The organism is Marinobacter caseinilyticus (genome assembly GCF_011074955.1).
GTDB lineage: Bacteria > Pseudomonadota > Gammaproteobacteria > Pseudomonadales > Oleiphilaceae > Marinobacter > Marinobacter caseinilyticus.
This window is the reverse complement of record NZ_WUQJ01000022.1, coordinates 119,807-134,427: the sequence shown is the minus strand read 5'-3', so window position 1 is coordinate 134,427 and position 14,621 is coordinate 119,807. Positions and strand designations below refer to the sequence as shown.

The 14,621-nt window shown below is 55.1% G+C and carries 12 protein-coding genes; 10 read left to right on the top strand and 2 right to left on the bottom strand.

The window, feature by feature from the left end; translation table 11 throughout:
* Positions 1 to 26: 26 nt before the first annotated feature.
* From GRX64_RS11595 to GRX64_RS11580, 4 genes are read left to right on the top strand one after another with little or no spacing between them, the layout of a single operon-like run.
* The gene (locus GRX64_RS11595) at positions 27 to 1,226 is read left to right on the top strand and encodes a CaiB/BaiF CoA transferase family protein (RefSeq protein WP_166267346.1); all 1,200 of its coding nucleotides are present in this window, start codon (positions 27 to 29) and stop codon (positions 1,224 to 1,226) included.
* A gap of 21 nt (positions 1,227 to 1,247) precedes the next feature.
* On the top strand, positions 1,248 to 2,264 hold the full coding sequence (locus GRX64_RS11590; protein WP_166267344.1) for an NADPH:quinone oxidoreductase family protein: 1,017 nt from the start codon (positions 1,248 to 1,250) through the stop codon (positions 2,262 to 2,264).
* Positions 2,257 to 2,763, top strand: a complete 507-nt coding sequence (locus tag GRX64_RS11585; protein ID WP_166267342.1) for a TRAP transporter small permease subunit — start codon at positions 2,257 to 2,259, stop codon at positions 2,761 to 2,763. The genes GRX64_RS11590 and GRX64_RS11585 overlap by 8 nt, the downstream gene beginning before the upstream one ends.
* A complete protein-coding gene (locus GRX64_RS11580; RefSeq protein ID WP_166267340.1) occupies positions 2,760 to 4,067 on the top strand; it encodes a TRAP transporter large permease in 1,308 nt (435 codons plus the stop codon). Before GRX64_RS11585 ends, GRX64_RS11580 begins: the two co-directional genes overlap by 4 nt.
* Before the next feature lie 68 nt (positions 4,068 to 4,135).
* Here GRX64_RS11580 and GRX64_RS11575 read toward each other — a convergent pair whose 3' ends face one another.
* Together GRX64_RS11575 and GRX64_RS11570 are read right to left on the bottom strand one after the other, a co-directional pair.
* On the bottom strand, positions 4,136 to 5,332 hold the full coding sequence (locus GRX64_RS11575; protein WP_166267338.1) for a CaiB/BaiF CoA transferase family protein: 1,197 nt from the start codon (positions 5,330 to 5,332) through the stop codon (positions 4,136 to 4,138).
* Entirely contained in the window at positions 5,325 to 7,094 is a 1,770-nt protein-coding gene (locus GRX64_RS11570; RefSeq protein WP_166267336.1) for an acyl-CoA dehydrogenase family protein, read from the bottom strand. The genes GRX64_RS11575 and GRX64_RS11570 overlap by 8 nt, the downstream gene beginning before the upstream one ends.
* A gap of 142 nt (positions 7,095 to 7,236) precedes the next feature.
* Between GRX64_RS11570 and GRX64_RS11565 the strand changes: the two genes are divergently transcribed.
* From GRX64_RS11565 to GRX64_RS11540, 6 genes are all read left to right on the top strand, one after another.
* Positions 7,237 to 8,166, top strand: coding sequence for a LysR family transcriptional regulator (locus GRX64_RS11565; protein WP_166267334.1), 930 nt, complete (start codon positions 7,237 to 7,239; stop codon positions 8,164 to 8,166).
* Positions 8,167 to 8,682: 516 nt separating this feature from the next.
* Positions 8,683 to 9,834: a TAXI family TRAP transporter solute-binding subunit gene (locus GRX64_RS11560; RefSeq protein ID WP_166267332.1), complete on the top strand. Its 1,152-nt coding sequence runs from the start codon at positions 8,683 to 8,685 to the stop codon at positions 9,832 to 9,834.
* A gap of 71 nt (positions 9,835 to 9,905) precedes the next feature.
* Positions 9,906 to 11,858, top strand: a complete 1,953-nt coding sequence (locus GRX64_RS11555) for a TRAP transporter permease (RefSeq protein WP_166267330.1) — start codon at positions 9,906 to 9,908, stop codon at positions 11,856 to 11,858.
* A 30-nt stretch (positions 11,859 to 11,888) separates the two neighbouring features.
* Positions 11,889 to 12,569: a 3-oxoacid CoA-transferase subunit A gene (locus tag GRX64_RS11550; protein WP_166267328.1), complete on the top strand. Its 681-nt coding sequence runs from the start codon at positions 11,889 to 11,891 to the stop codon at positions 12,567 to 12,569.
* The gene (locus GRX64_RS11545; RefSeq protein WP_166267326.1) at positions 12,556 to 13,197 is read left to right on the top strand and encodes a 3-oxoacid CoA-transferase subunit B; all 642 of its coding nucleotides are present in this window, start codon (positions 12,556 to 12,558) and stop codon (positions 13,195 to 13,197) included. The genes GRX64_RS11550 and GRX64_RS11545 overlap by 14 nt, the downstream gene beginning before the upstream one ends.
* A 65-nt stretch (positions 13,198 to 13,262) precedes the next feature.
* Positions 13,263 to 14,600, top strand: coding sequence for a hypothetical protein (locus tag GRX64_RS11540; RefSeq protein WP_166267324.1), 1,338 nt, complete (start codon positions 13,263 to 13,265; stop codon positions 14,598 to 14,600).
* Positions 14,601 to 14,621: the final 21 nt, after the last annotated feature.

Genomic DNA, 14,621 nt, shown 5'->3' with positions numbered 1-14,621 from the left:
TCTACTTTTTCTGGATGGTTGTACCGATGAGCGAGAGTTTAACGCAATTCAAACCCTTTCGCGGGGTTCGTGTACTGGACATGAGCCAGGGCCTGGCAGGTCCCTACGCCGCGCAAATGCTGGTGATGATGGGGGCAACTGTACTGAAGGTCGAGCCACCACAGGGCGATTGGGGGCGGGTAATGGGTGTTGCCCGCGATGGCCACAGTTCCCTCAGCGTATCGGCGAACTGGGGCAAACGTGCCATCTGTGTGGATGCCAGAAAACCAGCAGGAACAGACATCCTCAAGCAGCTCGTACGGGAGTCAGACGTTGTGCTTGAGAGTTTTCGTCCCGGCGTGCTGGCCAAGATTGGCGTGGGCTATCCGGTGCTTGAGCAGCTGCGCCCCGGCATCATTCTCGCGTCGATCTCCGGGTTTGGCAGTACCGGCCCCCATTCCACGCGGCCAGGTTCCGACAGTATCTTGCAAGGCTCCACCGGGATGTCAGTGATGAATGAAACTGAAGAGGGTACCCCGAAACGGGTGGGCATGCTGGCGGTGGACATGATCGCGGGGCTTTACGCCGGCTTTGCCTTGTCTGCGGCAATTCATGAGCAGCGAGCAACAGGGCAGGGGCGTCATCTTGACCTTTCTCTGCTAGGTTCTGCCTCTGCCTTTCAGGCCATGCCATTGATCGAGTCGCATTTGCAGGGTGGCGCCAAGAACAAACACGTCACTGTGCCCTCGGGAAATTTTGCCACCAGCGACGGCATGATCTCCGTGGTCTGCCTGCGTAACGAAATGTTCGTGGCGCTTGCTCAGGCAATTGATCATCCGGAATGGGCTGAAGACCCTCGCTTTGCCGATAACGAATCGCGTCAGACCAATGCCGAGGAGGTTCACCGTTTGCTGGCGGGCGTGTTCGTCCGGCGAACCCGGTCCGAGTGGGTTGAACGCCTGAACGAAGCCGGTGTGCTGTGTGGGCCTTTGAACAGTTACCAGGAACTACAGCAAGATCCACAAGTCCGTTTTCTTGATTTGATGCCGATGGTGGCGCACGGAGCGTTTGGCGATATTCCCATGCCCCGATTTCCCGGAGCAGGCCTTCAGGCGGGGGAGCTCAGCCCGGCGCCCGATCTGGGACAACATACCTGTGAATTACTGCGGGAGTCGGGCTACAGCCAGAGCGAAATCGATTCCTTTCTGGCGGCGGAAGTCTGTATCCAGGCCCGGCAGTCCGGCTAGGCGAACAGAAGGGTATCTATTATGCGTGCGGTTATTTGTGACCAGTTTTCGTCCTACAAGGATCTCAGGGTTGCGGAGGTTACCGCCCCTGAAATGAAACCGGGGTGCGTGCGGATTGGCGTTCACTTCGCCAGCGTCAGCTATGCCATTTCGTTAATGGTTGCCGGCAAGTATCAGCGCAAGATGGCGCTACCCTTTATCCCTGGCACCGAGGTGTCCGGCTACGTGCTGGAATGCGGTGAGGGAGTTTCGGAGTTTCAGCCGGGTGATCCGGTCGCCGCCATCGTCGACTCGGGTGCTTACGGCGAGGAAGTGGTGGTCGACCCGGCAACGGTTTATCCAGTTCCCCCGGGCTTTCCTTTGGTGAAAGCCGTATCGGTGCCGCTGTCTTTCGGTACCGCCCTGACAGCCCTGGAGCGTGGCGGCGTGGGTCCGGGCAAGACAGTGCTGGTCACCGGCGCCGGAGGTGCACTGGGTCTGGCGGCAGTGCAGGTAGCCAAGCTGAAAGGGGCGACGGTCATCGCGGCCGCGAGCTCTAAATTTAAACAGGATGCTGCCCTGGCCGCAGGCGCCTCCCACGTTATCGATTATTCAAGCGATGATTTAATCAACAGCGTGAAGTCGCTTACCGATGGCCGGGGAGCGGACCTGGTTTTTGATCCGGTTGGCGGCGATCTGTTCGAACGCCTGATCCGCTGCACGGCTATCGAAGGCTGCGTGCTCTCCCTGGGGTTCGCTAGCGGTGATATTCCCTTTATTCCGGTCAACCTGCTACTGGTGAAAAACATCAGCCTGTTCGGGGTGAATTTCTCGGAATATGTGGGCTGGGGCAAGCAGGATCGCCGCCATGAATTTGCTGCTCGTACCAAGGTCATGATGGGTTGGCTGTTCAGTGAAGCGGATAGCCAGAATCTTGCCATCAAGCAGCCGGAAGTATTCGCCCTGGCCGATCTTGAAGCGGCCATGGACTGCATTATCGAGCGTCGCTCAATCGGAAAAGTCATTATAACAACAAGATTAGGGGTGTTTCGTGGGTAGTTATCTAAAGAAATTCAGCGACTGGATGGCACTGGTGGTCGGGGGAATAGTCGTCCTTATGATGTTGCACGTAACCGCAGAGGTATTGGTGCGGGTCGGGTTTGATATGCACATTCCCGGCACCATGGAGGTAGTGACCTATTACTACATGGTGTCTGCAGTGTTTATGGGCATCTTCGCCTGCACCACTGAAGACGGTCATATTCGGGTAGACGTGCTGGCGCAGTTTCTCAAAGGCAGGGTACGCCTGGTCGTCGAGGTGATCGGCCTGGTGGTGATGGCAGTCTATTTTGCCATTTTCTCCTACGGTCTCTACCTGCAGGCGGTGAAGAGCTGGGCCCGCAGTGAAACCGTTGACGCAATTTTTCTGGAGCTGCCAGTGTGGCCCTCACGTTGGATTGCCGTTGCGGGTATGGTCCTGTCCGTGCTGTCGGTGCTCTATCTCTTCCGCTTTGTCTGTAATAGGTGTCCTGATAAGTCCCGGGAGCCGGGGCAATGAGTAATATTCAGATTGGTCTGACGTGTATTCTCCTGCTGCTGGTGCTGCTTTCCCTGCGGATTCCGATCGGTGTTTCCCTGGGCATGACGGCTTTTACCGGCATTTTCGCGCTGCGTGGAATGGATGCAGCGTTTTCCCTGATGGGCTCTACGACCTTCCAGTTCATCGCCCACTGGTCGCTGACCGCCATCCCCATGTTTATCCTGATGGGCGCCATTGCTTTCCACACAGGGCTTACCCGAACGCTGTTCGATGCGGGCAAGGCCTGGTTAAGCTTTTTGCCGGGAGGATTAGCTATTGCCACCAATGTGTCGAGTGCGGGCTTTGCCGCGGCCAGTGGCTCCAGCGTGGCGATGGCTGGAGCCATGTCGCGGCTGGCGGTGCCAGAAATGCTCAGGGCAAAGTATGACCCGGGACTTGCCACTGGTGTCGTAGCGGCTTCGGGGACACTCGGAGCGTTTATTCCCCCCAGCATCCCTTTTGTGTTGTATGCGGTTTTCATGGAAGCGTCGGTCGGCAAGCTGTTGATGGCCGGTATTCTTCCGGGGCTGTTAACCATGGTGGCCTATTCGGTACTGATCATTGTGCGGGTAAAGATGAATCCGGGTTTGGCGCCGGTTACCGGTGACACCATTAGCCGTTCCGCGAAATGGATGCTGCTACTGAAGTCGTGGCCACTGCCGGTTATTGTGGCAGGCGTGGTTGGCGGGCTGTACACCGGAACCGTAACGGCGACCGAAGCGGGTGCATTCGGTGCCTTTATCGCCATTATTGCCGCAGTTGTTCAGAAGACCTTCAGCTGGCTGGGGCTTAGGCAGGCGGTCTCAGAGACGGTAAAGAGCACAGCGTCGATCTTCCTGATTGCTATCGGCGCGGTGCTGTTCAGCCGAATGCTGACATTGAGCCAGATTCCCATGAACATCGGCTTCTGGGTTGAAGATTATGCTGTAGCGCTATGGATGTTTCTAATTATTGTTACAGTTTTTTATATCATTCTCGGTATGTTCCTGGACCCAATCGGGTTGATGCTGGTTACCTTGCCGGTGCTGGCGCCGTTTGTTATTGCTTTTGATATCGATGTGATCTGGTTCGGCGTGCTGGTAGTCAAGTTTATTGAGATAGGGCTTCTGACACCCCCAATCGGTCTTAACCTGTTTGTGGTGAGCGCCGGCGTGGGGGATGCTGTTCCGTTCAGTACCATTGTTCGGGGCACGTTGTGGTTTCTGGCAGCAGAGGCGGTTGTGCTGGCGTTGCTGATGTTTTTCCCACAGATTTCACTGTTCCTGCCTTCGCTGATGTATTAGTGCCCTGAGATACTGGGGCCTTCAGAGGTGCTCGCTGAAGGCCTGCATTCCTTCAGTTGCAAAGGGGCTTATGCCACCGGCACTTCGGGTAGCACCCCTTGTGCCTTCAAGTACTTGATTTGTCGCTGCGTGAACCCTGCCTCATGAAGGATAGCGTCGGTATGTTCAGCAAACCGTGGTGGCGGCGTTTCATAGCGCGAGGGCGTACGGGCTAGCTTTATAGGCGAACCAGTTCCCTTGTAACTGCCAATGTTGACGATCATATTGCGATGCTGGGTGTGCGGATGCGCCAGTGCTTGTGAGGTATCAAGCACGGGGCCACAGGGAACGCCTATGCGCATCAACTGGTTGGCTAGCTTATCGCCGTCCCAATCGGCCATGGCACTTTCCAGCACATCACGCAACGCGTCGCGGTTACCCAGGCGTGCGCCATTGCTCGCAAAGCGTTCGTCCTGGGTAACGGAATGACACTCAAGCAGCCCGCATAAACGCGCAAACTGCACATTATTGCCAACCGCTAGAAAAATCGGTTGTGTCGCAGTACGGTAGACTTCGTAAGGCGCGATATTTGGATGCTCATTTCCTGTGCGACGTGGCTGCGACCCGCCATAAAATACGTTAGGAAAATGGGGGTGCATCAAGGACAACCCTGAATCAAATAATGCCGTCTCGACAAACTGTCCCAGTCCACTGCGCGTCCGCTCATGGAGTGCTAACGTGATACCGATGACGGCATTGAGACCGGTCACGATATCGACTATGGGCAGCCCAACCCGCAGCGGATCCCCCTCTTTTTCGCCGTTGACGCTCATCAGCCCCGCCATTGCCTGGATAATAGCGTCATAGCCTGGCAAACCACCCATGGGTCCATCAGTACCAAAACCACTGATGCGACACTGAATCAGGCGGGGGAAACGCTCGCTCAAAACATCATAGCTTAGCCCCCACTTTTCGAGCGTACCCGGCTTAAAGTTTTCCACCAGGACATCCGCGCCTTCCAATAACTGGAGTAGCAGTGCCTTACCGTCGGGATGGCAAAGATCCACTGCCATACCTCGCTTACCACGGTTTAAGCCGTGGAAATAAGAAGCTGCATCCCCTTCAAAGGGAGGCCCCCAGCCACGGGTTTCATCACCACCTGGAGGTTCAATCTTAATCACATCCGCACCGTAATCACCCAGCACCTGAGTGCAGTACGGACCTCCAAGTACACGACTAAGATCTATAATTCTGACACCGCTCAATGCTCCATTGTGCTTATTCATGGCTACCCTCCAGCCCATGACAACGAGCCAGTTCTTCTGTATTCACCAGCGCCACCACCTGTTCGTCGGTCATCGGGGTTTCGTCGAGCAGCTTCGCAAGCGCTTCCGTCGACTCTCTGCTGACCGATAAAGGATCGGGGGGCAATAGCTTGTGGCGCACAACCAGCCAGGCTAGTGCCTGTCGCCGCTTATCTTCCGGTAACTGAGAAGCTTCCCATGCCATCAGAATGGCTGAGGTGATGTGATACAAGCCGCTGGCGATCCGCCTGGCGTCATGCTCACAGGTAGAGTCCTGAGCCAGCGCTTCTGCACTCCCCACCGCCTGGTTGAGCAATGCCTGCAGCAGTCGACACTCATGAACCTCAAGCGTTGACTCTTGCAGTCGCTGGTGCAAATAGTCAGCAAGCACGGGTAATGTCTTCTCACGACGGATCGACCGAAACACATCCAGAGCAACAATATTGCTTGTGCCTTCCCATATTGAGCCAAGATGTGCATCGCGAAGTACTCGGGCGTCCGACCACTCTTCGATGTAGCCGCATCCACCGCGTACTTCCATTCCATCCCCCGCCACCTTGCGTGCATCCCGTGTGGTGCGGAACTTGATCATGGGTGTGAGGATACGTAATAACTTGGCTGACTGGGCATCACCGGAATCGGCACGCCGCAGGCAATCAGCAGTATGGAAGACCATCGTGCGACCCTGCTCGGCGGTGACCATCATTTTGCTGAGCTGACGCTGCATAAGCGGCAGTTGGATGAGCTGGCTACTGAAAGCATGACGATGGCGAGAAATAAAAAGCGCTTCGTTAACAGTCCGCCGCATTAACCCCGCCGAACGAACGCCGTTCGAGAGTCGAGACATGTTGATCATGTCCGTCATCTGTTTGAATCCCTGCCCGGGCTCTCCCACTACATAGGCTTCGGCACCTTCGAGAAGAATCTCACCACTGGCCATCGAGCGCGTGCCTAGCTTGTTCTTCAGGCGCACTAAGCGATAGTGGTTGAGTTCACCGCTCTCTAAATACCGTGGCAGAAGAAACAGCGTAAGGCCACGTGTACCGCTCTCGCCTTGTTCGGGGCGCGCCAGCACCATCGCCAGAGAAGCATCAGGATTGGAGCAGAACCACTTGTCTCCGTAGAGGCGCCACGTGCCATCCACTAATTTGGCTTCAGTAGTAATCGCGCCAACATCAGAGCCGGCATCCTGCTCGGTCATGAACATGGCACCCTGATAAGCCTGGTCCATATTTTGAGAGGTCAGAGCCTCAAGATAGCGACTAACCAGCGCCTCGTCACCAAACTTGCGAAGTGTGCGAGTCAGTGCATCCGTCATACTAAGTGGGCAGCACAGACCAAATTCCGCCTGAACGAACAGGTAAGTTAATGCGTACTTAACCACCGGGGGCATGGGCTCCGACCAGTCGAGCACCCCGCCACGATGCGACATGGCCGCTAGACCAAATTGGCCATAGGCATAAGCTTCCAGGTGTAGATAGGCGGGATGCTTGTGAATCTCCTGAAGCTCGGCGCCATTCCTGCTTCGCAAGACAAGTTCAGGTGGGTTCTTGTCAGCCGCAAGTGCCAGGGTTTCGAGCTCACCACCAGCCAGCGCACCCATTTCGGCAAAGTGCGTTTCCAGGTGGCGGCGTAATGTCGTTGGCAAATAAATGTCGAGGAGTTGGGATAGAGTCGGGTCGTTGTGGTAGCTATTTTGCCCCCAGGCATCAGGGATATTGCGGTATATACTTTCTTCACTCATTGCGGCGTACCTCCCGGACTTATTATATGTTTTATCGTCACATTAGGCGGGTATAGAGACAGCCTCCAATACCATTTTAGGATTCATTGATACAGTTTTCTGTATGATTGAAGGTGGATAGGCAATAAGGGGGGTAAAGTTTATGGCGCTGACATTTCGGCAGTTGCGATATTTTTTGGTGCTCTCGGAGGAGTTGCATTTTGGTCGAGCCGCACAACGTCTACATATTTCTCAGCCACCCCTGAGCGCTAGCCTTCGTCAGTTGGAAGAGGAGCTGAGTGTCAAGTTACTGTTGCGCAATAGCAAACGCGTCTTACTCACACCTGCAGGAGAAGCGTTTCAGCGCCAGGCACGCCGAATACTTGAACAGTTAGAAGAGTCGCAAACCCTGGTGCGCAGAATTGCCTCTAGTGCAACAGGCTTAGTTCGCGTCGGGTTTACTCCGGCAATGCTTTTTCGCGGTCTTCCAGAACTCCTCAAACTTCTGCAATCTCGTTACCCAGGTATAGAGATACAGTTAATAGAACGCAATTCGGTAGACCAGATTGAGGGTGTCATGCAAGAGCAGCTCGACATAGGTTTCATCCATTCAATGCCGTTACCCGATGGTATCGACTCGGTGACTCTAACGGATGAGCCCTTTCTATGTTGCTTACCTACACACCACCACTTGGCAGTCCGGCGCAATTTGGCAGTGAGGGACCTTGTCAATGAGCCGGTTATCCTGTTTGGTCGCGACCTTGCTCCTCACTATTACGATAGGATTATTAGCCTTTTCCATCATGCAGATGTCGAACCACAGATTTGTCACGAAGTATCCCATTGGCTGACCATTCTTGCGTTGGTAGCCAATGGGATGGGAGTCGCCCTGGTGCCCCAATCGCTAGCCAAGTCCGGGTTTTCCAATGTCAGCTTTCTACCGCTTACCGACTCAACCACCCGTCATCAATCGCACTGCATCTGGCGCCGCGATACCGATTCACACAAGGAAATTCGTGACTTGCTACTGAACTTCCTGAAAGAACAACATCATGAGCGAAACTGGGCTTTTAGCCTGCCAGTTAATGATTAACTTGAGCTGTACAACGGCTCTACGCCTCAAACACCCTAAGTGAAAGCTTGGCTGAAGAAGCTTCCTCGCTTCGAAATTCACCTCATTTGCCACTTATCTCTGCATCGCACTCTCCATCACATTCTCCATTTCACTCTCACTTGCTTTTATGAAGGAATGCCGGAGAAGGCTGGTTTAGGCAATTGGAGCGCCGGGCGTTTTACCGCAATCCACTATCCTAATCTGCTGGGAGTATTGTGAGGGTTAATATCCTCGCCAACATTGCTGCGCCTACGCCCAAGTTTGACAACCAGGTGTTTAGAGGTATAGGTGCGAGCTATATAAAAATAGTATTTCTTATATAAAATAGTTGTTTATTCGATTATAGAAAATACGTTGACTGGTCGGGAGGGCAGGTTTAGTTTGAAGAAGCTATCGGTTCGGCCGGTGGCAGTTTGCTATCCATGACAGGCTAAAATTCTGTTGTGAGCTAGGCTTAAGTTGCGACTTACAACAACAACTATCCGGAGAGTCACTATGAAATCCCGAACAGCAAATTTATTCCGCCCTCTAGCCAGCTCCATATGCGCCGCCGTAATGGTCCTGGGCGTCAGTGCGACAGCCGCTGCCGAAACTGAGCTCCCAGATACGATGACATGGACTTCCTACGATGTTGGGTCCGCAGGCTACGCTGAAGCCTCCGCCATTGCCGATGCCTTCGGCAAGAAGTATGGCACCCGGGTCCGCATCCAGCCCTCCGGTTCCGCCATCGGGCGGCTGCAGCCTTTGCTCAGTGGTCGCGCGGACTACGCCTTCCTTGCCACAGAAACCTTCTTTGCTGCTGAAGGTATCCATGACTTTTCTACCCGTCGCTGGGGTCCCCAGGATCTCCGGGCCGTCGCTGGTCGTCCGTCATCGTTTGGTATCTTCACTGCAGCAGACGCGAATATTGAATCTCTCGAAGATCTGAAGGGTGTGCGCTTTGCCTACGTAGCCGGTAATCCGTCCGTCAACGTGAAATGCGATGCCTTTTTGGCGTTTGCAGGCCTGACCAGGGATGATGTGGACGCCATCATGTTCCCAACCTATGCCAACACGATGAGCTCCCTGGCACGTGGCGAAGCCGACGCCTCCTGCACCACTACAACTCCGAGCCACGTCTATGAACTGGCCGAATCGCCCCGCGGCATTCGCTGGCTGGAAGTGCCGAAGGACAACGAGGAAGGCTGGAAACGGATCCGCGAAGTGGCGCCTTTCTTCCAGCCCTACACGGAAACTGTGGGTGCTGGCATCAGTGAAGATAATCCGGTTGACATTCTCGCCTATCGCTACCCGGTTCTGACCGTTCGTGCCAACATGGACGAAAAAGCGGTCTACGACTACATCAAGGTGCTTGATGAGACCTTCGACATGTACAAGGACGCCACGGCTGTTATGGACCGCTGGGACCTGAAGGAAGCTGGCACTCCGGCCATTGATGTGCCCTTCCACGCGGGAGCCATTCGCTACTTGAAAGAGAAGGGTATCTGGACCGAAGAACACCAGAGCTGGAACGATGCGCGTACCGAGCGCCTGAACGCATTGCTGGAAGCCTGGCCGAAAGCAATGGAAGAAGGTGAAGGCAAAAGCGATGAGGAGTTCGCTGAAATCTGGGAAAAACACCGGACCGAGGCACTCAGCTCGCTGTAACCGTTTATCAATGGCTTGAATAAAGTGGTGCATCAGCTGCACCACTTTACTTCGTTTTTTCGGGGTATGGCATGACTTCTTCTCCGGGCACCTCTGCCCAGACTTCATCACCAGTTCCAGGCGAAACCAGCGGCGGTCGTCTGCACGGCGCCGGCTATTGGGGCGTCCTTATACTAGGTACCCTGGGTTTGTTGATGGCAATCAACCAGACCTTCAATCTGGAAATTCTCGGGTTTAAGCCACTGGGTAACTCCTACCTGTACTATCTGATTGGTATTTTCCTCGCTGCGGCATTCCTGTGTTTTCCCGCCTGGTCCGGTGCTCGCCACAAAGTGCCCTGGTACGACTGGGTTCTGGGGGTTTTGGCACTGTTGCCCTGTGGGTATCTGGGGTTTTATGGGTTGATCATGATTCAACAGGGCTGGGAGTTTGAAGCTCCGCTGGCCGCAACCATATCTTCCGCCGTTCTGTTGGTGATGATCCTTGAAGGTGTCCGCCGATGCGGCGGTTGGCCGTTGCTGTTCGTTTCACTGTTCTTTGGCACCTACCCGCTTTATGCCGGGAGTATGCCGGGATTCCTGTGGGGCAATGAATATACATTGACGGAGATTATTCGCGCCCATGTTATTGGCGTGGAAAGTATTATTGGCATTCCGATGCAGGTGGTTGCGCAACTGGTGATCGGTTTCGTGGTTTTTGGCGCGGCGCTGACCATCACCGGTGGTGGTGAGTTCTTCATGAAATTTGCCACCGCCCTGATGGGTCGGAGTCGCGGTGGTCCGGCCAAGGTGTCGGTATTGTCGAGCGGTATCCTGGGTAGCCTGTCCGGTAGTGTGATTTCAAATATCCTCACCACTGGCCCTATTACCATTCCCACCATGAAGAAGACGGGTTACCCGGCTCATTATGCTGCGGCGGTTGAAGCTTGTGCCTCCACCGGTGGTACCTTGATGCCCCCGGTTATGGGTGCGGTGGCGTTTATCATGGCGTCGTTCCTGGGGGTGGCTTACGCAGAAATCATGATTGCGGCGTTTCTTCCCGCACTTTTGTTTTATCTGGCGCTACTTTTCCAGGTCGATAACTACGCCGCAAAACGAGGCCTCAAAGGGTTGCCGGATGACCAGATTCCCAGCCTGAAAGAAACCCTGAAGGAGGGGTGGCCCTATCTGTTTGCCTTGGTCATGTTGATCTACATGCTGTTGGTGATGCGGCTTGAGGCCTATGCTCCTTATTATGCCTCACTGGTGTTGCTCGGTGTTTCGTTGTTCAAGCGTAAGTACCGTATGAATTTTTCCCGCGCGAAGTTGTTCATCCGGGACCTGACTACCAACGTGGCTAACCTGGTGGCGATTCTGGCAGGCATCGGGTTGGTGGTCGGAGGGCTTTCCTATACCGGTGTGGCGGGGGCGTTTTCCCGTGAACTGTTGCTGTATGCCGATGGCAGCATACCTCTGATGCTGGCGGCTGGTGCGGTGACCAGCTTTATACTCGGCATGGGGATGACGGTCAGTGCCTGCTATATCTTCCTGTCTATCCTGCTGGCTCCCGCTCTGGTCAATGCCGGGCTGAATCCGCTGGCGAGTCACCTGTTTATTCTGTACTGGGGGATGTTGTCCTACATCACACCACCGGTTTCTCTGGCCGCGATAACGGCCGCCGGTGTTGCCGGCGCGAACGCCACAAAGACTGGCCTGTATTCCATGCGCCTGGGAGGCATTCTTTTTGTTCTGCCGTTCCTGTTCGTATTGAATCCGTCCCTGATCATGCAGGGGGAACTCTCGCGGATCCTGATGTCGACCGTGACTGCCGTCACCGCGATCTGGCTGATCGCCTCTTCGATGGAAGGTTATCTTTACCGGGTGGGCATTATTGCCTGGCCCTTGAGGGTGATCGCGTTGATCGCCGGTGGTCTGATGATCTATCCGGATCTGGTCACTGAGCTCGCGGGGTTGGGCGTTATTGTGGTGATGTATGCCGCAAAGGGGCTGCTGAACCGTAATGCCACGCCGGTACTTCATCGTTAAACCCGGTTTATGACAGAAGGGGAACAGGTTGTGATTGATAAACGGGTTAACTCGTTCAAAGATGCCGTGGCTGATATTCCTGACGGTGCGGTCATCATGATTGGGGGCTTCGGCAGTTCAGGTATTCCGCTGAAACTGATCGAAGCGCTTCGACAGCATGGCGCAACAGGGCTCACCATTATCTCCAACAATGCTGGGGTGGCAGAGGAGGGCATTGCATCCTTGTTGAGAGATGGACTGGTGAGCAAGATCGTCTGTTCTTTTCCTCGCTCAGCCGGTTCCATATGGTTCGAGAAACGCTTTGAAGAGGGTTCGGTAGAATTGGAACTGGTGCCGCAGGGCACTCTGAGTGAGCGTATCCGGATTGCCGGAGCCGGGATTGGTGGTTTTCTGACACCAACCGGCTATGGCACCAGACTGGCCGAAGGGAAAGAAACCAGGGTCATCAATGGCAAGGGCTATGTCCTGGAGTTGCCGCTGCCGGCAGATTACGCACTGGTACGGGCGGAGTGCGGCGACCCATGGGGTAATCTGGTCTACAACACCGCCGGGCGGAATTTTAACCCGATGATGGCCAGCGCGGCGCGTGTAACCATCGCCGAAGTGAATTCCATTGTCGAAGTCGGTGGGCTTAACCCAGAACATGTGGTGACACCGGGTATTTTTGTTGATCGGTTGGTGGCAGAGGAGGTGGACCATGCTCAGGTTTAACCCCGAACAGATGGCCGAACGTGTGGCCCAGGATATACCTGATGGCGCCTACGTGAATCTTGGTATCGGCATACCCACCAAGGTTTCAAACTACGTGGCCGGTGATAAACAGGTTATCTATCACAGCGAGAACGGCATTCTCGCCGTCGGTCCCGCGCCTGCACCGGGGGAAGAAAACCCCAATCTGATCAATGCAGGCAAACAGTATGTAACCCTGCTCCCGGGCGGGTGTTATTTCGATAACGCGGAATCCTTCGCGATCATGCGGGGAGGGCATCTGGATATTGCTGTGCTGGGTGCTTTCCAGGTGTCTGCCACGGGTGACCTGGCAAACTGGGCGACCAATAACGACAAGTTTCCCCCGGCGGTTGGTGGTGCGATGGATCTGGCCGTAGGCGCTCGCAAACTCTTTGTAGTGATGCGGCACACGACCCGGGAGAACGAACCCAAGATTCTCGAACAATGTACCTATCCTTTGACCGGAACGGGTGTGGTTCAAAGGATTTTTACCGACCTCGCCGTCATAGATGTGACGCCGGACGGGCTTCGGGTAGTGGAGTTGTTTGGTGAGAATACATTTGAGGAAGTTCAGGCTTTGACTGGTGCACGGTTGTTGCCTCCTGCCTGAAGGCATGGACGAGACTCGTCAGAAGACCAACCAGAAGGCTCGGGGCGATAGGGAATGTCGGTAGTATGAAGTCTTTATTGCACCCGGACAGCCTGCCCCTGCCTCGCTCAATCCTGGCTTACCTTGCTTTGGGTGCCGGGGTCGCCACTTTTTTACCGGGTCATACCGTGGCCGCCACTGTGTTTGCCTGTATGGCCATTGTGTTGGGTTGGGGCAATCTGCGCGTAGTGGGGAAGGTGATATTTTCACTGATCATCCTGCTCACCTTTGCGGCACTTGCGTTTGAGCCGTCCGCCTTGCCCAGAGCTGCGGCCAACATGGCGCGTATTGGCGCTCTTATTATCACCGTCATGCTGTTATCTGCCGTGATGGGTCAGTCCAATGATCTGAAAATCATTGCCCGCAGTCTGTTTGCTGGCAAATCCCTAGTGCGATACCTGGGTATGAGTGTGGGCACGGCGTTGCTTTCGATTCCCCTGAATTTCGGAGCCGTAGGCGTGGTCGCCACCATGATCGGTGTGCAAATCAAGGAGCAAGGCGACAGTGCGTTGGGGCGCAATGCTGCCCGGGCGGTGGTGCGCGGCTTCGGTGCCTCGCCCATGGCCTCACCCCTGTCGATCGCCATTGTGATGACCGTAACGTTCCTGCCGGGGCTGTCGAGCTGGAAATTGATTGCTGTGGGATTGCCAGTGTCCATTCTCTTTTTGCTGGCGGGCGCTTTTGCGAGGGAGCAGGAGCCTGCCCGAGCCGAAGTGACCGTGCTGCCGGGCGATCATGAATCTGCGCTTTTCCCCTGGCTCCGTTTTGTGGCCATTATCGCGCTGATTTGCTTTGGGGCCTTTACCTTGAGCGCCCGGGCCGGGCTTGTATACTCCCAGGCAGTCACCCTCAGCTGTCTGTCGGCTGTGATACTTGGCCTGGCTTATCGTCGTCTGGCTGACGGCGTTGTAGCGTTGCCTTCATTGGCGCCCATGAACAACGAGCTGGTAATAATGGGGGGGTCTTCGTTTCTTGGCGGCATCATCGGAACCTTTGCACTGACCTGGTTGGGAATGGATTTCAGCTTGCCGGTATGGGCCTATCCGCTGGTCGCGATCGCGGTGCCCTGGTTATTTTTCACCGGGGGCGCCGTGGGCGTGAACCCGATTATTTCCGGAACTCTTGCGGGCAGTATTCTCGGTCCGATCTGGCCCGATTACGGTTTGTTGGGGTTGGGTCTGGGCATCATTACCGGCTGGGGAATTACCATTGCAGGCACGCCCTATTCCGCTAATTCCTTGCTTTTGGAACGCTGCACGGGCTATAACGCGCATCGGGCCGCCTGGGAATGGAGCTTGAAATACTCTCTGGCCGCGCTCACCTTTTGCAGCCTGCTTTGTGCGGTCCTGACCCTGCCGTTCTGATGAAGACGGGCAGGGTTTTCG